This is a genomic window from Brevundimonas sp. AJA228-03, from assembly GCF_017795885.1.
Lineage (GTDB): Bacteria > Pseudomonadota > Alphaproteobacteria > Caulobacterales > Caulobacteraceae > Brevundimonas.
Window position 1 is genome coordinate 831,051 of record NZ_CP059297.1, and the last position, 22,877, is coordinate 853,927.

The 22,877-nt window shown below is 67.5% G+C and carries 24 protein-coding genes and 1 tRNA gene; 14 read left to right on the plus strand and 11 right to left on the minus strand.

Annotation, left to right across the window (positions count from 1 at the left end; translation table 11 throughout):
• Window positions 1-68: 68 nt before the first annotated feature.
• On the minus strand, window positions 69-428 hold the full coding sequence (gene cpdR, locus HZ989_RS04140) for a cell cycle two-component system response regulator CpdR (protein ID WP_209322373.1): 360 nt from the start codon (window positions 426-428) through the stop codon (window positions 69-71).
• 125 nt (window positions 429-553) lie between these two features.
• Here cpdR and HZ989_RS04145 point away from each other — a divergent pair, with 125 nt between their 5' ends.
• Complete coding sequence (locus tag HZ989_RS04145) at window positions 554-1,429, plus strand: N-formylglutamate amidohydrolase (RefSeq protein WP_209322374.1); 876 nt, start codon at window positions 554-556, stop codon at window positions 1,427-1,429.
• 262 nt (window positions 1,430-1,691) lie between these two features.
• On the opposite strand, the gene HZ989_RS04150 is transcribed toward HZ989_RS04145, so the two are convergent.
• Window positions 1,692-2,393, minus strand: coding sequence for a DUF599 domain-containing protein (locus tag HZ989_RS04150; RefSeq protein ID WP_209322375.1), 702 nt, complete (start codon window positions 2,391-2,393; stop codon window positions 1,692-1,694).
• A 106-nt stretch (window positions 2,394-2,499) separates the two neighbouring features.
• Here HZ989_RS04150 and ppa point away from each other — a divergent pair, with 106 nt between their 5' ends.
• Both ppa and HZ989_RS04160 read left to right on the plus strand, forming a co-directional pair.
• Window positions 2,500-3,069 carry an inorganic diphosphatase gene (gene ppa, locus HZ989_RS04155; RefSeq protein WP_209322376.1) on the plus strand — a complete coding sequence of 190 codons (570 nt, stop codon included), beginning with the start codon at window positions 2,500-2,502 and terminating at the stop codon, window positions 3,067-3,069.
• A 34-nt stretch (window positions 3,070-3,103) separates the two neighbouring features.
• A complete protein-coding gene (locus HZ989_RS04160) occupies window positions 3,104-4,105 on the plus strand; it encodes an LLM class flavin-dependent oxidoreductase (protein ID WP_209322377.1) in 1,002 nt (333 codons plus the stop codon).
• Here the strand turns inward: HZ989_RS04160 and HZ989_RS04165 are convergent, their stop codons facing one another.
• Window positions 4,106-5,389, minus strand: a complete 1,284-nt coding sequence (locus tag HZ989_RS04165; protein WP_209322378.1) for a glycosyltransferase family 1 protein — start codon at window positions 5,387-5,389, stop codon at window positions 4,106-4,108. It abuts the gene before it with no gap.
• A gap of 166 nt (window positions 5,390-5,555) precedes the next feature.
• Window positions 5,556-6,533, minus strand: a complete 978-nt coding sequence (locus tag HZ989_RS04170) for an SIS domain-containing protein (protein WP_245162447.1) — start codon at window positions 6,531-6,533, stop codon at window positions 5,556-5,558.
• 133 nt (window positions 6,534-6,666) lie between these two features.
• On the opposite strand from HZ989_RS04170, the gene otsB reads away from it, so the two are divergent.
• The 3 genes from otsB to HZ989_RS04185 are packed head-to-tail and all read left to right on the plus strand — an operon-like array spanning window position 6,667 to window position 10,660.
• The gene (gene otsB / locus HZ989_RS04175; protein ID WP_209322380.1) at window positions 6,667-7,440 is read left to right on the plus strand and encodes a trehalose-phosphatase; all 774 of its coding nucleotides are present in this window, start codon (window positions 6,667-6,669) and stop codon (window positions 7,438-7,440) included.
• Window positions 7,437-9,239 carry a glycoside hydrolase family 15 protein gene (locus HZ989_RS04180; protein ID WP_209322381.1) on the plus strand — a complete coding sequence of 601 codons (1,803 nt, stop codon included), beginning with the start codon at window positions 7,437-7,439 and terminating at the stop codon, window positions 9,237-9,239. Before otsB ends, HZ989_RS04180 begins: the two co-directional genes overlap by 4 nt.
• Entirely contained in the window at window positions 9,236-10,660 is a 1,425-nt protein-coding gene (locus HZ989_RS04185; protein WP_209322382.1) for a trehalose-6-phosphate synthase, read from the plus strand. The genes HZ989_RS04180 and HZ989_RS04185 overlap by 4 nt, the downstream gene beginning before the upstream one ends.
• A gap of 5 nt (window positions 10,661-10,665) precedes the next feature.
• Here HZ989_RS04185 and HZ989_RS04190 read toward each other — a convergent pair whose 3' ends face one another.
• Complete coding sequence (locus HZ989_RS04190; RefSeq protein WP_209322383.1) at window positions 10,666-11,280, minus strand: glutathione S-transferase family protein; 615 nt, start codon at window positions 11,278-11,280, stop codon at window positions 10,666-10,668.
• Window positions 11,281-11,391: 111 nt separating this feature from the next.
• Between HZ989_RS04190 and HZ989_RS04195 the strand changes: the two genes are divergently transcribed.
• Window positions 11,392-12,093 carry a YafY family protein gene (locus tag HZ989_RS04195; RefSeq protein WP_209322384.1) on the plus strand — a complete coding sequence of 234 codons (702 nt, stop codon included), beginning with the start codon at window positions 11,392-11,394 and terminating at the stop codon, window positions 12,091-12,093.
• Here the strand turns inward: HZ989_RS04195 and HZ989_RS04200 are convergent.
• A complete protein-coding gene (locus HZ989_RS04200) occupies window positions 12,087-13,289 on the minus strand; it encodes an acetyl-CoA C-acyltransferase (RefSeq protein ID WP_209322385.1) in 1,203 nt (400 codons plus the stop codon). The genes HZ989_RS04195 and HZ989_RS04200 overlap by 7 nt on opposite strands.
• A 140-nt stretch (window positions 13,290-13,429) precedes the next feature.
• Window positions 13,430-14,335 carry an SDR family NAD(P)-dependent oxidoreductase gene (locus tag HZ989_RS04205; RefSeq protein WP_209322386.1) on the minus strand — a complete coding sequence of 302 codons (906 nt, stop codon included), beginning with the start codon at window positions 14,333-14,335 and terminating at the stop codon, window positions 13,430-13,432.
• A gap of 197 nt (window positions 14,336-14,532) precedes the next feature.
• On the opposite strand from HZ989_RS04205, the gene HZ989_RS15150 reads away from it, so the two are divergent.
• The 3 genes from HZ989_RS15150 (at window position 14,533) to HZ989_RS04215 (ending at window position 17,822) form a co-directional block, all read left to right on the plus strand.
• Complete coding sequence (locus HZ989_RS15150) at window positions 14,533-14,703, plus strand: hypothetical protein (protein WP_245162448.1); 171 nt, start codon at window positions 14,533-14,535, stop codon at window positions 14,701-14,703.
• Between the two features lie 912 nt (window positions 14,704-15,615).
• Entirely contained in the window at window positions 15,616-15,765 is a 150-nt protein-coding gene (locus tag HZ989_RS15155; RefSeq protein ID WP_245162449.1) for a hypothetical protein, read from the plus strand.
• Window positions 15,766-16,127: 362 nt separating this feature from the next.
• Complete coding sequence (locus HZ989_RS04215) at window positions 16,128-17,822, plus strand: capsular biosynthesis protein (protein ID WP_209322387.1); 1,695 nt, start codon at window positions 16,128-16,130, stop codon at window positions 17,820-17,822.
• Between the two features lie 9 nt (window positions 17,823-17,831).
• On the opposite strand, the gene HZ989_RS04220 is transcribed toward HZ989_RS04215, so the two are convergent.
• The 3 genes from HZ989_RS04220 to HZ989_RS04230 form a co-directional block, all read right to left on the minus strand.
• A complete protein-coding gene (locus HZ989_RS04220) occupies window positions 17,832-18,011 on the minus strand; it encodes a DegT/DnrJ/EryC1/StrS family aminotransferase (protein ID WP_209322388.1) in 180 nt (59 codons plus the stop codon).
• A 39-nt stretch (window positions 18,012-18,050) separates the two neighbouring features.
• The gene (locus HZ989_RS04225) at window positions 18,051-18,218 is read right to left on the minus strand and encodes a hypothetical protein (RefSeq protein ID WP_209322389.1); all 168 of its coding nucleotides are present in this window, start codon (window positions 18,216-18,218) and stop codon (window positions 18,051-18,053) included.
• A 91-nt stretch (window positions 18,219-18,309) separates the two neighbouring features.
• Window positions 18,310-18,984: an OmpA family protein gene (locus HZ989_RS04230; RefSeq protein WP_209322390.1), complete on the minus strand. Its 675-nt coding sequence runs from the start codon at window positions 18,982-18,984 to the stop codon at window positions 18,310-18,312.
• Between the two features lie 254 nt (window positions 18,985-19,238).
• Here HZ989_RS04230 and HZ989_RS04235 point away from each other — a divergent pair, with 254 nt between their 5' ends.
• Complete coding sequence (locus HZ989_RS04235; RefSeq protein ID WP_209323034.1) at window positions 19,239-20,150, plus strand: isopenicillin N synthase family oxygenase; 912 nt, start codon at window positions 19,239-19,241, stop codon at window positions 20,148-20,150.
• A 7-nt stretch (window positions 20,151-20,157) separates the two neighbouring features.
• On the opposite strand, the gene HZ989_RS04240 is transcribed toward HZ989_RS04235, so the two are convergent.
• The gene (locus HZ989_RS04240) at window positions 20,158-21,156 is read right to left on the minus strand and encodes a complex I NDUFA9 subunit family protein (protein ID WP_209322391.1); all 999 of its coding nucleotides are present in this window, start codon (window positions 21,154-21,156) and stop codon (window positions 20,158-20,160) included.
• Window positions 21,157-21,357: 201 nt separating this feature from the next.
• On the opposite strand from HZ989_RS04240, the gene HZ989_RS04245 reads away from it, so the two are divergent.
• From HZ989_RS04245 to lptC, 3 genes are all read left to right on the plus strand, one after another.
• Window positions 21,358-21,444: transfer RNA gene (locus tag HZ989_RS04245), tRNA-Leu, on the plus strand.
• Window positions 21,445-21,606: 162 nt separating this feature from the next.
• On the plus strand, window positions 21,607-22,221 hold the full coding sequence (locus tag HZ989_RS04250) for a ribonuclease D (RefSeq protein WP_209322392.1): 615 nt from the start codon (window positions 21,607-21,609) through the stop codon (window positions 22,219-22,221).
• Window positions 22,218-22,877 carry an LPS export ABC transporter periplasmic protein LptC gene (gene lptC, locus HZ989_RS04255; RefSeq protein ID WP_209322393.1) on the plus strand — a complete coding sequence of 220 codons (660 nt, stop codon included), beginning with the start codon at window positions 22,218-22,220 and terminating at the stop codon, window positions 22,875-22,877. The genes HZ989_RS04250 and lptC overlap by 4 nt, the downstream gene beginning before the upstream one ends.

The following is a 22,877-nucleotide window of genomic DNA, read 5'->3' on the forward strand; positions in this document are numbered from 1 at the left end:
CGGAACGGGAAGGAGCGGTCTATACCCCAGCCCATGCGAAGCCCGCAAGGGCGAAACCGGGGCGATAGTCAGGCCGCCGCGCACATCTTGTCGACCTCGGCGACCAGGTCGCGCAGATGGACGGGCTTGGACAGGACCTTGGCCTGGGGGCTGGCCTGGGCGGCGCTCAGGGCGACGGCCGCGAAGCCGGTGATGAACATGATGCGCAGGCCGGGCTGGCGGGTGGCGGCCACGCGGGCGACCTCGATCCCGTCGGCACCGGGCATCACGATATCGGTCAGCAGAAGGTCGTAGGGGCCACCTTCCAGAGCGTCGATGGCTTCGTCGCCATTCTCGCAATCCACCACCTCGTGTCCTGCCCGTTCCAGCGCACGGGTCAGGAAACCTCGCAGCGATGCGTCGTCTTCGGCCAACAGGATGCGCGCCATGCTTTTCGTCGTCCCCGGTTCAGACCAACAAACTAGGCCGACAACGGTAAACCGGCCATGAAATTCATCGATCCGGCGACCGTCCGGGCTGTGGATGACGGGCAAAAACAGTCTATGCGGGTCGGGTGACCCCTGAGCTGAACCCGCATCCGCTGCCTTCGATCCCGTCGGGCGACGTGTTCGACATCGTCTGGCCCCGGGTTCCGTCGGGACGTCTGGTCTTTGCCTCGCCGCACTCCGGGGCTCACCGGCCCGATGACATGCGGCCTGTCCCGGGCCTGTCCCCGCTGACCCTGAGAAGCGCCGAGGACGTGGCCGTGGATCGCCTGATCGCGGTCGGCGCCGATCATGGTGTTCCGGTCCTGAACGCCCGGATCTCGCGCGCCTATCTGGATCTCAACCGATCTCCGACCGAACTCGATCCGGTTCTGATCGAGGACGCGCCGACGGCCGAGCCGACCGGCAAGGTCGCCGCGGGGTTCGGCGTGGTTCCGCGGCGTGCGGGCGACGGCACCCCGCTCTACGACCGCCGGCTCTCGCTGGCCGAGGCCGAGGGGCGGATCGCGCGGGTTCACACGCCCTATCACTCGACACTGCGGGATCTGATGACTGCCGCCAGGCACCGCCACGGCATGGCCCTGCTGGTCGACTGGCATTCGATGCCGTCCCGGGCGGCCGGTGTGCCGGGCCGGGGGCAGAGGAGCGTGGACATCATCCTGGGAGACCGTCACGGGGCGGCCTGCCGGTCGGCGACATCGCGACGCGCGCGCGCCCTGTTCGAAGCCCGGGGCTGGCGGGTCGGGCTGAACGCGCCCTATGCCGGCGGCTATGCCACCCAGCACTGGGGGCGACCCGGGGCTGGTTTTGAAGCGATCCAGGTCGAGATCAACCGCGCCCTCTATCTGGATGAGCGCACCCTGGACCCCTCGTCGGACTATGAGAGCTTCAGGGCCGCCCTGGCCGAGGTGATCGCTGAACTGGCCGCCGAACCGGGCCGCTGACCGGCTGTGGCCAGGGCCAAAAAAAAGCCGCGCCCGTGGGCGCGGCATAAAGTCTATAGGGAGGAAACGCCCAGGAAGGGCAAGACGCCCGGAGGCGTCGAAGTTCAAGTTAGGTTGCAATGCACAATACGTCAAGCAAGGTTTAACGCGCCTGCGATCACGCCGTGTTACCGACCGAAATGCCCTTGTGGTGTGATGCAAGCGATTTCACGGCAGGAAACGGGCGCGCCCGTGATCGTCCATTATATTGCAGTGCAAAATGTCAGCTTCCGGGTGCGCGATTGATTTCGATCAGCCGTCTTGCCGTACGAATGGCCCGCGCGGCCGGCGAGGCCGACTGACGCCAGACCAGCAGGGCGAACGCCGACAGCACCCCGGCCGCCAGCCAGATCGGCCCGAACAGCCACGCGGCGGCGGCCAGGGCGAAATAGTATCCCCTGACCCCCTGGCTGAAGGCGGCAAGGGCGGGATTCAGCACCTCGGCTGTGGCCTCTCCGAAAGCGATCCTGTCGCCCTCCGAATGCACTTCCGGCGCGGCCCCGATCAGGGCCAGCGCATAGTTCATCTGCCGGATCGACCAGATGAAATCGAGCAGGCCGCGCGCCAGGCAAAGCAGCACCAGGCCCAGCTTGGCCTCAAGCAGTTTGACCGGCACATCCTCCGCACCGACGGCGGTGAACCCCTGCAGGGCCTGATCGCCGCCGAACAGGATGCCGCCGACGCCCGCGATCAGCAGCAGGTTGGACGAGGCGAAGAACGAGCCCGAATTGATCGAATGCCCCAGAAGCTGGCTGTCCAGAAGCCGGATCTCCCGGTGCGTCATCGCCGTCATCCAGGCATGGCGAATGGTCAGCATGTCGGAGTTCAGCGATCCGCTGCGGTGGGCCAGGACGCGCAGCAAAGGGTCGTAACCCAGCCAGCACAGGAAGAAGAGCGCCAGCGCCAGCCCGTCGATTGCCGTCATTGCCCCGCTGCCTCCGTTCGCGCGGCCCGCCATCGCGGCTTGCCGTGCGGCGCTGCAGGCCCTATCACGCCTGCCTCTCTTTCGCAGTCGCACAATCGAGCCCGGTATGAATCTCGACGCTATTCCCGTCGGACCCAACCCGCCCTGGGACATCAACGTCGTCATCGAAATCCCGCAGGGCGGCCTGCCGGTCAAGTATGAGATGGACAAGGCCTCGGGTGCCCTGTTCGTCGATCGCTTCCTGCATACGTCGATGTACTATCCGGGCAACTACGGCTTCATCCCGCACACCCTGTCGGACGACGGTGACCCCTGCGACGTCATCGTGCTGAACCCGACGCCGGTGGTGCCGGGCTGTATCATCCGTTCGCGCCCGATCGGCGTACTCAAGATGGTCGACGAGGCCGGTGGCGACGAGAAAATCCTGGCCGTGCCGGTCGACAAGCTGAACCCCTACTACACCGACATTGCCAGCTACCGGCAGCTGCCGACCATCCTGGTCGAGCAGATCGAGCACTTCTTCAGCCGCTACAAGGACCTGGAAAAGGGCAAGTCGGTCACGGTCCGGGGCTGGGGCGACGCCGGCGAGGCCGCCGAGCTGATCGCCGTCGGCATGCGCGCCCATGAAGACGCCCAGGCCGCCAGGGCCAAGGGCAAGGCCGCCAACGCCGCCTGATTGCCGCAGGGACAGGCATCCCCATATGGCGGGGATGACGACGCTCTCGATTCTTGACCTCGCGCCGGTGCCTGATGGGTCCGATGTGTCGCGGGCCCTGGCCAATACCATCGACCTGGCCCGCCAGGCCGAACGGCTGGGCTACAACCGATACTGGCTGGCCGAGCATCACAACATGGCCGGCATCGCCTCGGCAGCGACCTCGGTTGTGATCGGGGCCGTGGCGGCGGCGACGACGTCCATCCGGGTCGGCGCGGGCGGCGTCATGCTGCCGAACCATGCACCCCTGGTCATCGCTGAGCAGTTCGGCACCCTGAACGCGCTGTATCCGGGCCGGATCGACCTGGGCCTGGGCCGCGCGCCCGGGTCCGACATGGCGACCGCCAGGGCGCTCCGCCGCACCCTTGCCAGCGACGGCGACAGCTTCCCCCAGGACGTGATGGAGCTGATGCACTGGTTTGAACCGGCCACCGACGATCAGCGCATCCGCGCCAACCCCGGCGAGGGCCAGTCGGTGCCGGTCTGGATTCTCGGCTCCTCGACCTACGGGGCGCAGCTGGCGGCGCATCTGGGCCTGCCCTACGCCTTCGCCAGCCATTTCGCCCCGGGCGAGATGATGTCGGCGATCCGCATCTATCGCGAGACGTTCCGCCCCTCGGCGCGGCTGGCCAGGCCCTATGTGATGCTGGGGTTCAATGTCTTCGCCGCCGATACGGATGCCCAGGCCCAGGCGCTGTTCTCCTCGGTCCAGCAGGCCTTCGTGAACCTGCGATCGGGGCGGCCCGGCAAGCTGCCGCCCCCCCGGCCCGGCTATGCCGACGCCCTGGACGAGGGCGAGCGGGCCATGATCGGACAGGCCCTGGCCTGTTCCGCCGTCGGCTCGCCCTTGACCGTGCGGGCGGCCGTGGACGCCTTTGTCGCCCGGACCGGGGCCGATGAGTTGATGGTCACCAGCCAGATCTGGGACCCGGCCGCGCGCGTGCGATCCTATGAACTGCTGGCCGAGGCGATGCGGCCCATGGCTCTGGCAGGCTGATCAGGAATGTGTGCCGACGGCACCGGGCGCGGGATTCAGCCCCAGAGCGGCTGAGACCCCGGCGAAATGGTCCGACCACGAGGGTGCGCTGTAGGGTGGCGGCTCCGGCCGCCGCTGCATCGCCGCCTCGATCGCCGCCAGCCAGCCGACTCCATCCAGTGGATCGATCAGCTGCGCCCCCGGTACAAGCTCGCGATGCGCGGGAATGTCGGAGGCGATCAGCGGAATGCCCAGGGCGCAGGCCTCCACCGCCGGCAGGTCGAATCCTTCCACGGAGGAGGGGGCAAGAACGGCGCAGGCACCGGCCATCAGATCGGCCAGTACGCTATCCGGAAGGTCTGAAGCCTGGTGGACCAGACCGCGAAGGGGCGGTGATCGCTCGAGATGATCCAGAACCGCCTCGTTTTCCCAGCCATAGCGACCGACCAGGACCAGCTGGGGGGCTTCGGCCCCCCGCTTCTCGGCCAGACGGCGCCACAGGGTCAGCAGAAAGGCCAGGTTCTTGCGCGCCTCGATCGTCCCGACATGGACGAAATAGCGGCCCTTCGGCGCATCGTTCCGGGCGCTCACGAACGACGATTCCAGACCCAGGTGGATCGCATTGATCGGGGGCGGATCGAGACCTTCGCGGGCTGCAAAGGCACACAGCTCCTGGGCGGTGTATCGCGAGTTGACCAGAATGCGCGAGGCGTGCCGCAGCGTGCTCAAGACACGCTCCCTGTGCTTGTCGCCGTCGCCGGGTCGACAGAACTCGGGGTGGGTGATGGGGATCAGATCGTGCAGCATCACGATCCGCTCGATGCCACGCGCTGCAAGGGATGCCAGGATCGTGGCGTCGACCAGGCCCGTATGGCCCACGTTGAAATACAACGCACTGTCCGGCAGCACGCCGACCTGTCGCGGTTGCGGGCCGCTGAGAAAGCGCCACAGCCGCGACGCCGCGTCAATCCTGGCGACGGGCGGCGGTGGCGTTCCCATGATCGATTCGGGCGCGCGCCCCGGCGTGGCCAGGGCCGCGAACAATCGTCCTTCGTCGGCGGTGAGGGCTCGCTCCGACGCACCGCCGGTCCAGCGCGCCCGCAGGCCCAGGACGCAGCCGCGGAACCACACCGGGTCCAGCACCACCAGCTTTTCCTTGCGGGTCCTGACGGCCGTGACCGCAAGATCAGGACGCGACAGCAGCCATTCGGCATAGGCCAGACAGACGCGGTCCACGCCCGTCGGCGCAGTGCGCTCGGCGCGGCTGACCAGCCGGCTGGCATCGAAGAGCACGGACAGGGTCAAGCCGGACCCCCGACCGCAGCACCGCCCTCGCGGCGCATCCGCACCATCGAACGCCGCGGATCACGCCTCGAATCGTCAGGAAATTCAGTCAAATCCAGCTCTTCGGCGGGGTTGGCGCTCATCGGCGTAGACCCTCGAACTGCAAGGGTCAACCGGCCGCAACGGCTCAGGACAGGTAGCCGGCCTGCATCAGCTCGGCGACATGGACGATCGCCTGGGGCCGCCCGTCCCGGACGACGAACAGGTTGGAAATCCGGTTCGCCGTGAGCAGGTCGACGACGTCGCTCATCCGCTGGTCGGGGGTCACGGTGATCGGCTGCCGGCTCATCACGTCATCGGCCACCACGCCCGTGACGTCGGTTGCAAAGGCACGGCGCACATCGCCGTCTGTGATCATGCCCGCCAGCCTGCCGTCCTCGTCCAGCACGGCCACAGCGCCCTTTCGACCGGCGGTGATCGAGGCGACCACGTCCGCGAAACTGGCCTTCAGCGGCACCGTGGGTGGCGGGGCGTGGTTGTCGCCCATCCACTCCCGCACGCTCTGCAGGCTCATCCCCAGGGCTCCGCCCGGGTGATGCATGCCGAAATCCATGGCCGAGAACCCGCGGCGGTCCATCAACACCATGGCCAGGGCATCGCCCAGCGCCAGGGTCATCAGGGTCGAGGTCGTGGGCGCCAGGCCGTTCGGACAAGCCTCCGCCACGCTGGGCATGACCAGGGGGACCGCCGACATGCGGGCCAGGAAGGATGAGGCCCGCTGGGTCATGCCGATGACCGGAATGCCGTTGCGCTGGCAGAAGAGCAGGGGATCGCGCAGTTCGCGACTCTCGCCCGAGTTGGAAATGGCCAGCAGCGTCGTGTCATGACGCAACATCCCCAGATCGCCGTGGCTCATTTCAGCGGGATGGACGAAGAAGGCGTTGGTGCCGGTCGACGCCAGGGTCGCGGCGATCTTTCCGCCGATATGGCCCGACTTGCCGATGCCGGTGACGACGACATAGCCCGGTCGCGACAGGATGATGTCGCAGGCGCGCGCCACGCTTGAGTCCACCGTCCGCTCCAGCGCCTGCAGGGCCTCGATATTCAGCCGGATCACCGATCGGGCGTGCTCGGTCATCTCGCCGACGGCTTCGGGAGACGACATGATCTTGGCATCCAGAGACATGGCGACGGTTTAGCGAGCCGGGCCGCTGTAACGCAAGTTCACCGGTTCCGGGCCAACCTTTGCCGCTGTGGGGCGTTCGGGCACCAGGCACAAAGAAGACCGTCTGGACAGAATGCCGTCGAACGCCGGAACATCCACCCCATGCCTGCCGCTGCCGCCCGTCTGTGCGCGTGCGGGGCTTGCTCTCTTTCTCGACCTGGATGGCGTTCTGGCTCCCATGGCCAGCACGCCTGAGGCGGTGGTCGCCGATCCGCGCAGAACCCGTGTCCTGCGGGCGCTCGACCCGGCGCTGGAGGGGCGACTGGCCGTCATCAGCGGGCGAATCCTGTCGGAGATTGACCGGATCGCGGGCGGTGCCGCGCGCGCGGCGGCGGGCGTGCACGGCCTGCATCGTCGGCGCCGCGACGGATCCATCCACGCGATACCGCCATCGGCCGGCGTCGCTGTGGCCATCGCGAGCTTTCACGCCTTCGCCGCCGACCATCCGGGCGTGATCGTGGAGGACAAGGGCGTGTCCGCCGGCCTGCATTATCGCGGCGCGCCCCAGGCGGAGGCAGCGGCCCGGGCCCTGGCCGAAGCTCTGGCCGAGCGGGGCGGGTTGGAGGTTCAGCCTGGCAAGATGGTGGTGGAACTCAAGACCCCCGGTGCCGACAAGGGCACGGCCCTTTTGGCCTTCATGGCCGAACCGGCGTTCGCCGGGACCATGCCCGTGATGATCGGCGATGACCTGACCGACGAGGCCGGCTTCAGGGCCGCCGGGGCCCTCGGCGGTTTCGGCATCCTCGTCGGCGCCCCCCGCCAGACCGCGGCCCGATACGGCCTGACCGATGTCGATGCTGTTCTGACCTGGCTGGAAGCCGTCGCCACGGAGGTTCAGCCCGCATGACCGGTCCCGCCCCCGACCGCCCGTCGCTGGACCTCGCGCCCATCGGCAATTGCGCCATCGCGGCGCTGATCGACCGCACGGGTCGTTTCGTCTGGGCCTGCGCCCCCCGCGTCGACGGCGATCCGGTCTTTTCCGCCCTGATGGACGGACATGCACCCGGGCACGGCTTCTGGACCGTGGAGCTTGAGACCCTGGCCTCGGCCAGCCAGGCCTATGTCCGCAATACGCCGGTGCTCCGCACGATCCTGACCGCCGATGATGGATCGGCGATCGAGATCATCGATTTCGCCCCCCGTCATACCAAGCATGCGCGCACCTATCGGCCGCTCGCCTTTGCCCGGATCGTCCGGCCCTTGTCGGGAACGCCCCGCATCCGCATCCGCCTGCGCCCGTCCGCCGACTGGGGCGCGCGTCGGGCGGAGGCGACGTCCGGGTCGAACCACATCCGCTATCTGTGCACGGACGTCACCCTGCGCCTGACGACGGACTGTCCTGTGTCGCATGTGCTGGACGAGCGCGTCTTTCGTCTGGAATCCCCGCTGCACTTCTTTCTGGGGCCTGACGAAGGCTACGATCAGGAGGTCGGCCCCGGCATCGGCGCGACGCTGGAGCGGACCATCGCCTATTGGCGTGACTGGGTGCGCAGCCTCTACATCCCGCTCGACTACCAGGAAGCCGTCATCCGCGCCGCCATCACGCTGAAGCTCTGTGTCTTTGAGGAGACCGGAGCGATCGTAGCGGCCATGACCACCTCGGTCCCGGAGTTCCCCGAGAGCGGGCGGAACTGGGACTATCGGTATTGCTGGGTGCGCGACGCCTATTACACGGTGCGGGCGCTGAACCGTCTGGGTGCGGTCGATATCCTGGAGAACTACCTCGTCTATCTGCGGAACCTGGTGGATTCCTCGGCCGGGGGTCACGTCCAGCCGGTCTACGGCGTGGGGCTGGAAGAGGACATCGACGAGCGGATCGTGACATCGGTCGCGGGCTACCGGGGCATGAAACCTGTCCGGGTCGGAAATCAGGCGCGCGAACATCTGCAGCACGACGTGTACGGACAGATCGTCCTGCCACTGGTCCAGAGCTTCTACGACAGCCGCCTGCTGCGGGCCGGCACCATCGACGACTTCCATGCCCTGGAAAAGGTCGGGGACCGGGCCTTCGCCATGCACGACCAGGTCGACGCCGGCCTTTGGGAGTTCCGCACGATCGCCCGTGTGCACACCTATTCCTCGGTCATGTGCTGGGCCGCCTGCGACCGTCTGGCCAAGGCGGCCGACCGGCTGGGGCTCCACGACCGCGCCGTCGTCTGGACCGCGCGCGCGGCGATCATTCGGACGCGGATCGAGAAAGAAGCCTTTGTCCCGGAAGAAGGCCGGTTCGCCGCCAGTTTCGGCGGCCAGGAACTCGACGCCTCCCTGCTCCAGATGGTCGATCTGGGCTTTCTGGAGCCTTCGGACCCGCGCCAGATCGCGACCTTTCACGCCATCGAGCGTGATCTGAAAAAGGGCCCCTACCTGTTCCGCTATGTCGAGCCCGACGATTTCGGCGCGCCGGAAACCGCATTCAACTTCTGTACGTTCTGGTTCATCGAAGCCCTTCACCAGAACGGTCGCGATCAGGAAGCGCGCCAGATCTTCGACCAGATGCTGAGCCGTCGCACGCATGCCGGTCTGCTGAGCGAGGACATTGCGCTGGGCGACGACGAACTGTGGGGCAACTATCCGCAGACCTATTCCCTGGTCGGCATCATCAACTGCGCCGTCCTGCTCAGCCGCTCCTGGACGGATGTGCGATGAGCCGCCTGATCGTCGTCTCCAACCGCGTGTCGGCCCCGGTCGATCCCGCCGCCGGCTCGGCAGGCGGTCTGGCGATGGCGCTGTCGGCGGCCCTGCGCAAATACGACGGCCTGTGGTTCGGCTGGTCCGGCGAGACGACGGAGCATTTCACCGGGGCGCTCAAATACGAGGATCGGGCGGGCGTGACCGTCGCCCTGGTGGATCTCGAGGCGCAGGACGTCGACGAATACTACAATGGCTATGCCAACAAGACCCTGTGGCCGCTGTTCCATCATCGGGTGGACCTGACGGCCTATGAGCGGTCCTACGGCGAGGGCTATGAGCGGGTGAACCGCCGCTTCGCCGAGGTGCTGGCCCCGCTGCTGCAAGCCGATGACGTCATCTGGATCCATGACTATCACCTGATCCCGATGGCGCGGGACCTGCGGCGCCTCGGGGTCAGGAACAGGATCGGCTTTTTCCTGCACACGCCCTGGCCGGTGCGTCAGCTGCTGGTCACCCTGCCGCACCATCGGCGTCTGGTCGAAAGCCTGTTCGCCTGTGACCTGATCGGGTTCCAGACCCAGGAATGGCTGGACCTTTTCCGCGACTATGTGATCTCCGAGGTCGGTGGCGAGCTGTCCGGCTATGACGGGCTCGAAGCCTTCGGTCGCAAGGTCTGCGTCGGCGTCTTCCCCATCGGCATCGACGTCCAGGGCTTGCTCGACGCCCGCAACTCGCCGCAGGGCACCCGGACCTATGACCGGATGGCGGCGTCCTCCGCCTTCCGCTCCATGATGGTCGGGGTCGACCGGCTCGACTATTCCAAGGGGCTGGAGGAACGGATGCTCGGCTATGAGCAGTTCCTGCACGACAACGCTGACATGCGCGGCGATGTCTTCCTGGTCCAGGTCACGCCGATCAGCCGCGACGATGTCGACACCTACCAGGACATCCGCGCCCGGCTGGATGCCCTGGCCGGGCGGATCAACGGCGAATATGCCGATATGGACTGGCAGCCGATCCGCTATCTGAACCGCAGCTATCGCCGCGACCAGCTGGCGGGGATCTATCGCGCCGCCCGCGTCTGTCTGGTCACGCCCCTGCGCGACGGCATGAACCTGGTCGCCAAGGAATATGTCGCCGCCCAGAACCCGGAGGATCCGGGCATGCTGATCCTGTCGCGCTTCGCCGGAGCGGCCGAACAGATGGGCGAGGCCCTGCTGGTCAATCCTTTCAGCCGCGAGGAACTGTCCGACGCCATCAAGAAGGCCCTGACCATGCCGCTGTCGGAGCGGGTCCGGAAATGGCAGGCCCTGATGCAGGTCGTGCGCGACACCGACGTGGGGATCTGGCGTGACACCTATGTGGAGGCCCTGAACGGCGTGGAGATCATCGGCGACGGCGACGCGCCCTTCCATGGACACGCCGACGCCGCCTGACGCGATCAGGAGGCCGCGGCCAGCGAACCCGGGGCGTCGCGATCGCGCGCCCGCCTGTGGGCCGGTCGCGTCGACAGTCGTTCCAGATAGGCGTCGAACACCGGATTGTCGGGGAGATGCAGTCTGGCCCAACCCAGGGTCGAGCCGATCATGATATCCGCCGCCGTGAAACGATCGCCCATGAGCCATGGCCCAGCCGCCAGGGCCTTGATCAGCCGCTCCATCGCGGCGTCGTAGGAGGCCCTGGCGAAGGCATTTCGCTCGATTTCGCCGGTCATCCTCGAGAAAACCGACGGTTCCAGCTCGCCAGCCGTCCAGCTCAGCCAGGTCAGGAAGGCTCCCCGGTCGCGCGATCCCACCGGCGCGCCAAGCCCTGCGTCCGGGAACAGGTCGGTCAGGTACAGGGCCACGGCGGCCGATTCCGTGATCAGGGTCTGGTCATGGATCAGGGCAGGTACCTTGCCTTCGGGATGCGGGTTTCTGGGGTCTGGTCCACCGATCTTCTGGCCATTGCGGTAGGCGATGTCGCAGTATTCGATCGCCACGTCGGTCCCTAGTTCCTCGATCAGCCAGATGATCCGCGATGATCGGGTTTGAGGGGCGTGAAACAGGGTCAACATGATTTCGTCTCCATCCAGATCGGCCCTGGCGATGCGCCGCGCCGTCGATGGATTGACTACCGCCACCCTGCTGCCAGCATGCTGTCAGCAGCCGAAGCGCAGGATCGCGTCATGAGGAAAGCAGACCGCCTGTTCCAGATCGTCCAGCTTCTGCGCCGCACCTCGCGACCGCTGACAGCAGAGTCCATAGCGTCCGAACTGGAGACCTCCAAGCGCAGCGTCTATCGCGACATCGCCGCCCTGATGGCCCAGCGGGTGCCGATCCGTGGCGAGGCCGGGATCGGCTATGTGCTCGAGTCCGGCTTCGACATGCCGCCACTGATGCTGACTCCGGATGAGATCGAGGCGGCGGTGCTGGGGGCCCAGTGGGTGGCGGCCCGGTGCGATCCGGCGTTGGCACGCGCTGCACGCGACCTGATCGCCAAGATCGCCGCGATCGTGCCGGAACGCCTGCGTCCCATTGTTCTGGAGCCGGCGGTGGCTAGTCCGCCCAGTTGGGACATCCTGCCCGAGACGCTGGACATGGCGGCGATACGAGCCGCAATTCGCGGGGCGCGAAAGGTCGTCCTGAAATATCGTGATGAACGGGACGTCGAGAGCCGGCGCACCGTCTGGCCGATCATGGTCGCCTATCGCGAAACGACCCGGATCGTCGTCGCCTGGTGCGAGATACGCGACGATTTCCGCATGTTCCGGACGGACAGGGTCATTTCGGCCGAGGTGCTGGACGACCGCTATCCTGCCCGCCCCGCGACCTTGCGGGCACGATGGCGGGCTGAGATGAAGACGCGTTACAGCGTTGGGGATCAGTAGATCTCGAACAGCCCCGCCGCGCCCTGGCCGCCGCCGATGCACATGGTGACGACGCCGTACCTGGCCCCGCGCCGCTTGCCCTCGATCAGGACGTGGCCGGTCATCCGCGCGCCCGACATGCCATAGGGGTGGCCGATCGAGATCGCCCCGCCCGAGACGTTCAGCCGGTCCATCGGGATGCCGATCGTGTCGGCGCAATACAGCACCTGGGAGGCGAAGGCCTCGTTCAGCTCCCAGATGCCGATGTCGTCGACCGTCAGACCGTGGCGCTTCAGCAATTTGGGCACCGCATAGACCGGACCGATACCCATTTCGTCCGGCTCGCAGCCTGCCACGACCATGCCGCGATAGGCCCCCAGCGGCACCAGGTTGTGCCGCACCGCTTCGCCCGCCTCCATGATGACGCTGGCCGAGGCCCCGTCCGACAGCTGGGACGCATTGCCGGCGGTGATGAACTCGCCCTGCTGGATTTCCTCGCCGCCCCCGAACACGGGTTTCAGGCCCTTCAGCCCTTCCAGCGTGGTGTCGGCGCGATTGCCCTCGTCCTTCGACAGGGTCACTTCCCTGTTCGAGGCATGACCCGTCGCCTTGTCCACCACCTGCATGGTCGTCGTCATCGGCACGATTTCGGCGTCCAGGTAGCCGGCGGCCTGGGCGGCGGCCGTCCGTTGCTGGGATTGCAGGGCGTATTCGTCCTGGCGATCACGGCTGATGCCATAGCGGCGCGACACCACCTCGGCCGTCTCCAGCATCGACATATAGATGTGCGGCGACAGCTTCAGCAGCGCCTCGTCCTTCATCCGGTACAGGTTCATGTGCTGGTTCTGGACCAGAGAGATCGACTCCAGCCCGCCGCCGACGGCCATCTTCTGCTGGTCGACCACCACCTGTTTCGCCGCCGTCGCGATCCCCATCAGGCCGGAGGCGCATTGCCGGTCGATCGTCATGCCGGGCACGGACGAGGGCAGGCCCGCCGCCAGCGCGATCTGACGCGCCACATTCGTTCCGGTGCCGCCCTGCTGCAGGGCCGCGCCCAGGACCACGTCCTCGATCTCGGCCGGATCGACGCCGGCACGCGCCACGGCGTGTTTGACGGCATGGGCCCCCAGTTGCTGGGGCGCGGTGTCGTTGAACGCCCCGCGATAGGCGCGCCCGATGGGGGTGCGGGCGGTGGAGACGATGACGGCTTCACGCATGGCAGGCTTCCTTGTCGGGCGCCCGGCCGAAGGCTGGAGCGCGGTTTCCTCGTGCGCCGTCCGGCTTCTGTCGGCCGGTTCAACGGATGCATCAGACTTACGCGCCTGCCGTTGCGTCAAGGCAAGCGGTCAAGGCCCGATCAGGCGTGGGCCTTCCGGGCCTTGGTGAGTTCGATCATGCCCTGGGCGGCCCCCATCTCCGGAACGATCTCGCCGGTCCGGTCCGAGATCGCCTCGAACCGGGCGGCGACCTGATCGGCCGCGTCGTCGCCGACGATCCGCACGCCCTGGGTCAGGGTCACATAGGCCCGCTCGAAGCCCCCGGCCCCGGCCGCCAGGATGCAGCGCGTCGGCGCGTCCTGGCTGACCAGATAAAGCAGGCCCGGCGACACCAGTTCGGGCCCCAGCGCGTCAAGAGGCAGGGCCGCGCCCAGGTCTTCGGTCATTCGCGTATGGGCGGTGGGGGCCAGGCAGTTGACCCGGATGTCGTTCTTGGCCCCCTCGATGGCCAGGGTCTGCATGAAGCCCACCAGCGCCATCTTGGCGGCACCATAGTTGGCCTGGCCGAAGTTGCCATAGAGGCCGGACGACGACGTCGTCATCACGATCCGGCCATGGTTCCGCTCGCGCATCCCGTCCCACACCGCCTTGGTGCAGTGGACCGCCCCCATCAGATGCACATCGACGACAAAGCGGAAATCCTCGATCTCCATCTTGGCGAAGGACTTGTCGCGCAGGACCCCCGCGTTGTTCACCAGGATATCGACCGATCCCCATCTGGCGGTCGCCTCGGCCACCATGGCCTTGACCGCTTCGAAGTCCGTCACCGAGGCGCCGCTGGCCATGGCCTCTCCGCCCCTGGCCACAATCTCGGCCACCACGGCTTCAGCCGGACTTTGCGACGAACCCGATCCGTCGCGCGCCACGCCCAGGTCGTTCACGACCACCCGGGCCCCGCGGGCCGCCAGGGCCAGGGCGTGTTCACGCCCCAGACCGCCGCCTGCGCCCGTGACGATCGCCACCTTGCCGTCGAACCGAATTGCCATCGAGCCGGACTCCCTTGTTCCTCCAGCCTGATATCAGGACGCTGCGTTTCGCCAAGGGGGGTATATGTGTTGAAACGGCGCCACAGTCGCCGCATTGTGAACCGCAAAGCGGAACCTGCACTGCAGTCTGTCGTTCGGCTTCCCGAGTGTCGCGTGTAAGCGTGGACCCAATGAATCATCCAATAATGAGGACTGACATGAAGTTAAAACTTCTCGCCGGCGTCGCAGCGATGGGGCTTCTGGCCGCTGGTTCTGCGTCGGCTGAGCCGGATGGCTGGTATGGGGCGGTAGACGCCGGTTATCAGTTTATCGATGACATCAACGCCGAGTCTTCGGTGACGGGTCAGAACCTGAGCTTTCGAGGCTGAACGAGGGCTGGGCGGCGTTTGCGCCGTCTGGGCTACCGTTTCCGACGCAGAACTGGCGTGTTGAGCTGAAGGGCGGTTATCGCTCGGACCAACGAGGTCGGTGCAAGGTGACGAACCCGCGTTTCGACGTCTCGAACGGGCATCTGCGCGCCGTCGACGCCACGGTCCGGGTGCCTGCGTGCTCGCCGGACGGCGACATCTGACGTCCACCACGCTGATGGCCAATGTGATCTACGACTTCGGTGGCGTCGTACTGGTCGCGTGCGTCCGTTCATCGATCCGGGCGCTGGGCATCGCCCGTGTGAACACGCGACATGATCGGCTTCGCCGGTCGGCAACCGCCACGGTGCCGGCACGATCGTCGGCGGACGACAGCTCGTCCAAGCTGGCGGCCCAGGCCATTGCGGGTCTGGCGGAGCGATGCACGTGGGTGACCGGGCGCACCATCGACCCGACCTACCGCTACATGATGACGGGACGATGCCGAGTTCGAGAGCCGTGTCGAGCGACGGCCACGCGTAACCAGGCGCTTAGCCGGTTCGAGGGCGAGTACAACGAGTCGCCACGCCGTGACGCTGGGCCTGCGCTATGCGTTCGGCGCCGATGAAGCCGCCGCCGCCGCCGCCCCGCTGCCGCCGCCGCCGCCGCCCCGCCGCCGCGCCGCCGCCTCCCCCGCCGCCGCCTCCGCCGCCGCCTCCGCCTCCGCGCTCTCGACGGCGCGTGAACTTCACCGTCTATTTCGGACTGGGATCGGTCGGATCTGACGGCTGAAGCGCAGCTCGGTGGTGGCCCAGGCTGCGACTGCTGCGGCCCGGTCGGGTCGTGCGGTTCGGGTGACCATCGTGGGTCACGCCGACACCTCCGGCTCGGCCGCCCAATGTGCGGCCTGTCGGAACCGTCGGGCCCAGCACGGTGGCCGACGCCCTGGTGGCGCAAGGCGTCGACGGCGGCATCCTGCAACTGGACGCCAAGGGCGAAACCCAGCTGGCAGCGTCTCGGATTGCGGACGGCACGTGCGCGGAGCCGCTGAACCGCCGGGCGACCATCGGCATCAACTTCTAGGACTGTCTGCCTGGCCCGGCCCGGATCTGACGATCCGGGCCGGTGCCGACCAGCCGGTTGCCGATGAGCGACGAACACATCACCGCCGGGTCCTGCGAGGGGCCCGGCGGTTTTGTTCTGGCACCCTGTTCAGGACAATCCGGGGTCTCAGGACAATCCGGGGTCTGACGATATGTGTCGATAAGCCCGCGGTTATTCGGCAATTCTGTGAAACCCGACCCAGCCTTTTCGCTTTTCCGGACAAGCCGGTTGATCCCGGCGGTTCGGAGCGCGACAAGGAGACCCATGTCAAAGCGCTCAGCCTCGACGATCGTGTTTCCGACCGAAGCCGCTTGCGCCGTCCGCGCGAGCCGCGCCTGAGCATGGTCGACCTCCGCATCCCCTCGCGTCGCCATGCTTCGCCCGTCGACCGCCGCGTCCGCCCGGATCGTCGCGCGGCCAATGGCGTCGCCCCCGTCCTCCAGCCGCTTCCGGCCCCGGCCCCGGCCCCGGCCCCGACCCTGCGTCGGCCGGACGAGGGTGCGCCTGCACCCCGCCCCGCCCCGGCAGGGCGCGACCGCATGGCCCGTCCTGGGGTCGATCAGGGATCGGACCGGCGGGCTCGCGCCGGTGCCCCCGATCTGTCGTCCCGCCGCTTCCTGATCGTGACCGCGCCGTTCGGTCCGTTCGGCCGGGTGCTGGCGGGCGAGCTGGAGGGGCGGGGGGCCCGGGTCCGGCGCATGATCTTCAACATCGGCGACCTGGTCTACTGGCGTCGCAAGGGGGGGCTGACCTTCGACGGCGACGTGCGCGACTGGCCCGCCCATCTGGCCGGGCTGGTGGCCACCCACGGCCTGACCGACCTGATCGTGTTCGGCGAGGGCGGCCCCTACAACCAGGCCGTCCTGACCCAGGCCGACGCCCTCAAGGCCCTGGCGGCGGAGGCGGCGGAGGCCGTGGCGAGTGGCGAGTGGCGCGTGGCGAGAGGGCCGGGCGCCGTCTCCAGCGCCTCCACGGCCCAGGCCGCCAGTGACCTGAAAGAGCCCTTTCCTCGCCACTCGTCACTCGCCACTCGCCACCCGGACCTCTGCGGCGCGAGCGTTAGCGGTGCGGCGTCAGCCGCCCACGACCGCGCTCAGGCAGCGAGCGCCCGCGGCGCGAGCGGTAGCGCCCTCAGGATCTGGGTGCTCGAGAACGGCTATTTCCGGCCGGACTGGATCACGGTCGAGCAGGACGGGGTCAATGCCCGCTCCGGCCTGGCCCGCCACCGCTCGGCCTATGATCCGCCGATCCCCGAGATCCTCCCGGCCCGGCCGGTGGGCCGCGCCCTGCCGCACCATGTGGCCAACATCAGCTGGTATCACTTCCTGCAGTTCCTGGTCCGGCCGTTCGCCTTCCGGCGCTATGCCCAGCCCTATACGACCCCGGCCTGGCTGCAGTGCGCCAGCCATATCCGGCGCTATTTCGGCCTGATGCTGCGCGCCTCGATCGAGGCCGACGCCCGGGCGATCCGGGCCCGCGGCCCCTTCTTCATCGCCTGCCTGCAGCGCGAGGGCGACGCCCAGCTGCTGCGCTACTCCCACTATGCCGACAACACCGCCTTCCTCGCCGAGGTCCTGACCTCCTTTGCCAGACACGCGCCCGCCGACGCCCGGCTGGTGGTCAAGAACCATCCGCTGGATCCCGGCCTGGTCGACCTGCGCCGCATGACCCGGGTCCTGGCCATCGAGCGCGGCATCGCCGACCGCGTCGACTTCATCGACGGCGGCAACCTTGCCCAGCTGTGCCGCGCCTCCAGCGGCATGGTGGTCAACAACTCCTCGGCCGCCCTCTCGGCCCTGGGCTTCAAAACCCCCGTCAAGGTCCTGGGCGAGGCCTTCTTCGACTTCGACGGCCTCACCGACCAGCAATCCATCCACGCCTTCTGGACCAAACCCGCCACCCCCGACCCCGACCTGTTCACCCGCTTCCGAGCCCACGTCATCAACCAGACACAGGTCAACGGAAACTACCACGAACCCAGAGCCCTCATCCCAACCGCAATCGCCATCGCAAACCGATTCCAGAACGCAGAATAGCCGGGCCGATCAGCCGCCAAGCGACGACGTCGCGGTCGCATGGGCGAGGCCGATGGTCTCGGCGAAGGCCCGCTCGAAAGCCTCCAACACCGGCCCGGCAGACGATACCCACCCGTCGTCGAACGTCCGGATCAGTCCCGCCCGGTCGTCAGGTCCCGGGTCCGGGCCGGACGGCGGAATGCGCGTCACGGCACCCGCAGACGCCGATGGTCTGATTTCCGCAAGCGGTCAGCCGGAGGTGCGGATGAGGGTGGGCTGCGATGCGCCCGATGCGACAGGCGCACGGTCCAGAACGGACTGCCCGATGACGATCACCAGGCTCGCGGTCAGGACGGCGGACACCACCGCGGTGACGATCATCCGCGCCGCAGTGCCGACGTCGACATTCTGGTCCATGCCGCTCCCCCGAGTCGCCGAGACTCAGGGACCACACACGGGCCCGCGACGCAAGTCACGGACCCGTGTGTCTTCAACGTCGTGGGTCAGATCAGCCTTTGAACGGACGGATCAGGATCTCGACGCGACGGTTCAGGGCCCGGCCCTCCGGCGTGGCATTGGAGGCGACCGGCACCCGCGACGACTGGCCGGCGACGTAAAGGCGTTCACGGATCACGCCATGCGCGATCAGGGCGTCAGCGACCGCCAGGGCGCGGCGCTCGGACAGGGGCTGGTTGATCGCGTCGCCGCCCGAGGAATCCGTGTGGCCGACGATGTCGACGACTGACCGGTCATAGTCCTGCAGCACGCCAGCGACGTCGGACAGAACGGCGTCGAAGCGCGGCTCGATGTTGGACTGGTTCACCGCGAAGGTGACGTCCGACGGCATGCGCAGCACCAGGTTGTCGCCCTGGCGCGCCACGCCCACGCCGGTGCCGGACAGCCCGGATTCCAGAGCGCGCTGCTGGCGATCCATATAGCTGCCGACGGCCGCGCCACCGAGGGCGCCGACGCCCGCGCCGATCAGGGCGTTGCGACGGCCCTGTTCGCCGTTGGAGGTGTTGGTCAGATAGCCCAGAACCGCGCCGCCCAGGGCACCGGCGATGGCACCGGTCGCCGTATTGTTGCGCCGGGGCGTGGAGCTGTAGGGATCCATGGTGGTGCAGGCCGAGGCCCCCAGCATGGCGACGACGCCCAGGCTCGTGACGATCAGGTTGGTGCGCATGGTGTTGTCCTTTTGAAATTCCGTGGCGTGTGAACGCGACCTTATGGTGAAGGTTCCGACCTGACCGTGACATGAACAAGGTCGAAGAGGCACCGCATCGCGACCCGAAACTGCCAATTTCCACTGGCAAGAGGTATGAAAAAGACCCGCGTTGCGAAAATGCGGACCGACGCTTGCGAAAGGCCACGACTGTGACGGCAACCCTCGACCCCCCGACCTCGACCCTTTCCGCCAAGAGTATCACGCCGGTGTCGATGTCGCGATACGACACCGATTTCCAGGGTTTCGCTGACGACCTGGGGGCCTCGTTCAAGCGGTATGGCTTCGCCGTCGTGTCGGATCACGGTCTGGACGAACAGGTCATCCAGGCCGCCATCGCCGACGCCAGGGCGTTCTTCGCCCTGCCGGAAGAGGTCAAGCGCGCCTACCACCGGCCCGGCACGGGCGGCGCACGCGGCCTGACGCCCTTTGGCACCGAGGCCGCCAGGGATGCAAAGGCGGTGGATCTGAAGGAGTTCTGGCACACCGGCCGCGAGTTGCCCGACGGTCACGCCTATGGTCGCTATATGCGCGCCAACCTGTGGCCGACCGAGGTGCCGGGATTCCGGGATCACCTGTACGGCATGTTCGAGGCGCTGGACGCTCTGGGCCGCAGGATCCTGAAGGCCATCGCCCGCTATATGGCCCTCGGCGACGACTTCTTCGAGGACAAGGTCGAACTGGGCAATTCGGTGCTGCGGATGCTGCACTATCCGCCGGTGCCGGCCGATGCGCCGGGCGTACGGGCGGGCGCGCACGAGGACATCAATGTCATCACCCTGCTGCTGGGGGCCGAGGAGGCCGGGCTGCAGCTGAAGGACGCGGACGGCGAATGGCTGGACATCGCGCCGCCGCCCGGCGCCCTGGTGGTCAACATTGGCGACATGCTGCAGCGACTGACCAACCATGTCCTGCCGTCGACGACGCATCGGGTGGTCAATCCGGCTCCGGAACGGCGCGGTTTCGCGCGGTATTCCACGCCCTTCTTCCTGCACTTCAACCCGGACTTCGTGATCGAGACCCTGCCGTCGACCATCACGGCCGGGAACCCCGACCGCTATGCCGGCAAGTCGATCATGGCCGAAGACTTCCTGACTGAACGGCTGAAGGAAATCCGGCTCCTGTAGCCCCTCATCAGCCGGGCTCGACCGCCTCGTCCTTCTGTGCCGCGGGGTTTCGGGCGAACTGCCCGCCCCGGCGATAGCGCCACAGATAGGACGGGGCGATCGCCTCCAGTCCCGTCGCCTCGATGCCCAGGTCGGCCAGACCCTCGGCTCCGGGGGCCACCACATTGTCGACTTTCAACATCAGCACCTGGTCGCGCGTCAGCACCGGCGGAATGCCGACCAGGCTCGACAGCTGCATGACCCGGCCCATCGTCGCCGCCACGAAGACGGGCAGGGGGGCCAGCAGGCGCATCTTGCCGGTCTCGCGCAGGATGTATTTCAGGATGTCCTTGAACGACCAGACCTCGGGACCGCCCAGCTCGAAGGTGCGCCCGGCCGCGTCGATCCGCGTCACCGATCGCGCGATGGCCTCTGCGACGTCGCCGACCCAGACCGGCTGGAACTTCGTCCTGCCGCCGCCGATCAGGGGCAGGGCGGGGGCGGTCCCGGCCATGGCGGCGAACCGGTTCAGGAAGCCGTCGCCCGTTCCAAAGACGATGGAGGGGCGCAGCACCACCGTGTCCGGCTTGACCGCGCGGGCGGCCGCCTCGGCCTCGCCCTTGGAGCGGCCATAGTCGGCTTCGGAGTTCACGTCGGCCCCGATGGCAGACACATGAACGAAGCGGGCAACCCCGGCGGCCATGCAGGCTTCGGCGATGTTGCGTGTCCCCTGGATGTGGGCGGCGTCGAAGCCACGCCCCGGAGCCTCGTACAGCAGGCCGACCAGGTTGACGGCGGCATCGGCCCCCTTCAGGGCGGCGGCCACGTCGGCCGGCCTGGTGATGTCGCAGCGCACGGGCTGGATCTGGCCCACGTCGCCCAGGATGCGCAGATCCTGCGCCAGGTGCGGCTTGCGCACCGCCACGCGCACGCGCCAGCCGCGCCTGGCCAGGGCACGGACGGCCTGGGTCCCGACGAAGCCTGAACCGCCGAAGACGGTGACCAGACCGGGGGAGAATTCGGACATGGGGAGCGATCCTGAAACGTCTTGGAAAAGCCTGCGCAGGCCTTGTGGCGCGGGGATAGACGATGGGGGGCCGGGTCGCAACGCGGGCCTTGGGCGCAGGGCCTCCGAAAGGCTCCAAAACCGTGTTGACCACATCCCGTCGCTGCCTTAAGGGTCCGCGCCTTCTGATCGAACACGACAGCTTTGTCGCATTCGGACGGGGCCCAGGTGGCGGAATTGGTAGACGCGCTGGCTTCAGGTGCCAGTGATAGAAATGTCGTGGAGGTTCGAGTCCTCTCCTGGGCACCAGTTTCAAACGGCGTCGCATCGCAGGATGCGGCGCCGTTTCTTTTCTGGGTGCCACCGCTCGGCACGCGGCGTCTCGCGGCCTGAGCGCGGATCTGTCTCCCTCTCCCTGCGGGAGCCGGGACAACACTCGCCTCCCGGCCCCCGCTGGGCTAAAGCCACCCCATGACCGTATATCTGCACGAGGGCGACCTGCCCGACGACCTGGACCTCGGCCTCGAGGTCGCCGTCGATTCCGAGACCATGGGCCTGCGCTTCCGTCGCGATCCGCTGTGCGTGGTCCAGCTGTCGGCCGGTGATGGCGATGCCCATGTCGTGCGTCTCGGCCGCCCCGACTACGACTGCCCGAACCTGAAGCGGCTGATGGCCGACCGCGACGTCCTCAAGATCTTCCACTTCGGTCGCTTCGATATCGCCATGGTCGAGCTGCACCTGGGGGTCGAGACCGGCCCCGTTTACTGCACCAAGATCGCTTCCAAACTCGCCCGCACCTATACGGACCGGCATGGCCTGAAGGATGTGGCGCGAGAGCTGGCGGGCATCGACCTCAGCAAGGCCCAGCAGTCGTCGGACTGGGGCGCGGCCGAACTGTCCCAGGCCCAGCTGGACTATGCCGCCTCCGACGTCCTGCACCTGCACGTCATCATGCACCGGCTGAACGAGATGCTGGAGCGCGAGGGCCGGATGGCGCTGGCCCAGGCCTGTTTCGACTTCCTGCCGACCCGCGCGCGTCTGGACCTGCGCGGATGGGACGAGATGGATATCTTCGCCCACACATGACCGAGCCTGCCCCCGCCAACGATCGCAACAGCGTCGATGAGGCCCGGCTGGCCGCCGAGGCGGGTCGCTGGCGTGCGCGGTCGCGTCGGGTGCAACTGTATCGTCGCCTGCTGCCGGTTCTGATCGTGGTCCTGGCCGGCGGTGCCCTGACCTGGACGGTCTTCCGGACCGTGATGTCGGGGGTGGAGCGCAGCGCCAGCCAGTCGAAGGAAATCGCGCTCGAAAAGCCGATGTTCCACGGCCAGGACTCGGCCGGGCGCAGCTTCGTCATCGGAGCGCAGGGGGCCGTGCGCGATCCGGCAACGGGTCGGTTTCGCCTGAACGGCCCGCTGCTGCGGCTCAATCTCGGGGGGACAAAGGTCACCGAACTGACCGCCGATGCCGGCATCTACAACGAGACGGCGCGGACCGTGACTATCGGTCCGAACGTCAGGATTTCCGACGGTGGCTCCGGCTTCACCCTGACAACGCCGGAGGCCGTCGTCGATACCGCGACCGGCGTCGTGACCGGCGACAGGGGTGTCCAGGGGCGTGGCCCCCTTGGAACCATCCGGGCAACGTCCTATGCCATCTATGAACAGGGCGAACGGGTCGTGTTCAAAGGTTCGGGCGACAACAAGGTGCAGGGCACGATCAGCCCTTCTTCCGGTGAATGA

What these genes read in the sequence shown, in the direction of transcription:
- cpdR (WP_209322373.1), bottom strand. Translation starts at nt 428, where the DNA reads ATGGCGCGCATCCTGTTGGCCGAAGACGACGCATCGCTGCGAGGTTTC.
- HZ989_RS04150 (WP_209322375.1), bottom strand. Translation starts at nt 2,393, where the DNA reads ATGACGGCAATCGACGGGCTGGCGCTGGCGCTCTTCTTCCTGTGCTGG.
- ppa (WP_209322376.1), top strand. Translation starts at nt 2,500, where the DNA reads ATGAATCTCGACGCTATTCCCGTCGGACCCAACCCGCCCTGGGACATC.
- HZ989_RS04160 (WP_209322377.1), top strand. Translation starts at nt 3,104, where the DNA reads ATGACGACGCTCTCGATTCTTGACCTCGCGCCGGTGCCTGATGGGTCC.
- HZ989_RS04170 (WP_245162447.1), bottom strand. Translation starts at nt 6,533, where the DNA reads ATGTCGTCTCCCGAAGCCGTCGGCGAGATGACCGAGCACGCCCGATCG.
- otsB (WP_209322380.1), top strand. Translation starts at nt 6,667, where the DNA reads ATGCCGTCGAACGCCGGAACATCCACCCCATGCCTGCCGCTGCCGCCC.
- HZ989_RS04180 (WP_209322381.1), top strand. Translation starts at nt 7,437, where the DNA reads ATGACCGGTCCCGCCCCCGACCGCCCGTCGCTGGACCTCGCGCCCATC.
- HZ989_RS04185 (WP_209322382.1), top strand. Translation starts at nt 9,236, where the DNA reads ATGAGCCGCCTGATCGTCGTCTCCAACCGCGTGTCGGCCCCGGTCGAT.
- HZ989_RS04190 (WP_209322383.1), bottom strand. Translation starts at nt 11,280, where the DNA reads ATGTTGACCCTGTTTCACGCCCCTCAAACCCGATCATCGCGGATCATC.
- HZ989_RS04195 (WP_209322384.1), top strand. Translation starts at nt 11,392, where the DNA reads ATGAGGAAAGCAGACCGCCTGTTCCAGATCGTCCAGCTTCTGCGCCGC.
- HZ989_RS04200 (WP_209322385.1), bottom strand. Translation starts at nt 13,289, where the DNA reads ATGCGTGAAGCCGTCATCGTCTCCACCGCCCGCACCCCCATCGGGCGC.
- HZ989_RS04205 (WP_209322386.1), bottom strand. Translation starts at nt 14,335, where the DNA reads ATGGCAATTCGGTTCGACGGCAAGGTGGCGATCGTCACGGGCGCAGGC.
- HZ989_RS15150 (WP_245162448.1), top strand. Translation starts at nt 14,533, where the DNA reads ATGAAGTTAAAACTTCTCGCCGGCGTCGCAGCGATGGGGCTTCTGGCC.
- HZ989_RS04215 (WP_209322387.1), top strand. Translation starts at nt 16,128, where the DNA reads ATGGTCGACCTCCGCATCCCCTCGCGTCGCCATGCTTCGCCCGTCGAC.
- HZ989_RS04225 (WP_209322389.1), bottom strand. Translation starts at nt 18,218, where the DNA reads ATGGACCAGAATGTCGACGTCGGCACTGCGGCGCGGATGATCGTCACC.
- HZ989_RS04230 (WP_209322390.1), bottom strand. Translation starts at nt 18,984, where the DNA reads ATGCGCACCAACCTGATCGTCACGAGCCTGGGCGTCGTCGCCATGCTG.
- HZ989_RS04235 (WP_209323034.1), top strand. Translation starts at nt 19,239, where the DNA reads ATGTCGCGATACGACACCGATTTCCAGGGTTTCGCTGACGACCTGGGG.
- HZ989_RS04240 (WP_209322391.1), bottom strand. Translation starts at nt 21,156, where the DNA reads ATGTCCGAATTCTCCCCCGGTCTGGTCACCGTCTTCGGCGGTTCAGGC.
- HZ989_RS04250 (WP_209322392.1), top strand. Translation starts at nt 21,607, where the DNA reads ATGACCGTATATCTGCACGAGGGCGACCTGCCCGACGACCTGGACCTC.
- lptC (WP_209322393.1), top strand. Translation starts at nt 22,218, where the DNA reads ATGACCGAGCCTGCCCCCGCCAACGATCGCAACAGCGTCGATGAGGCC.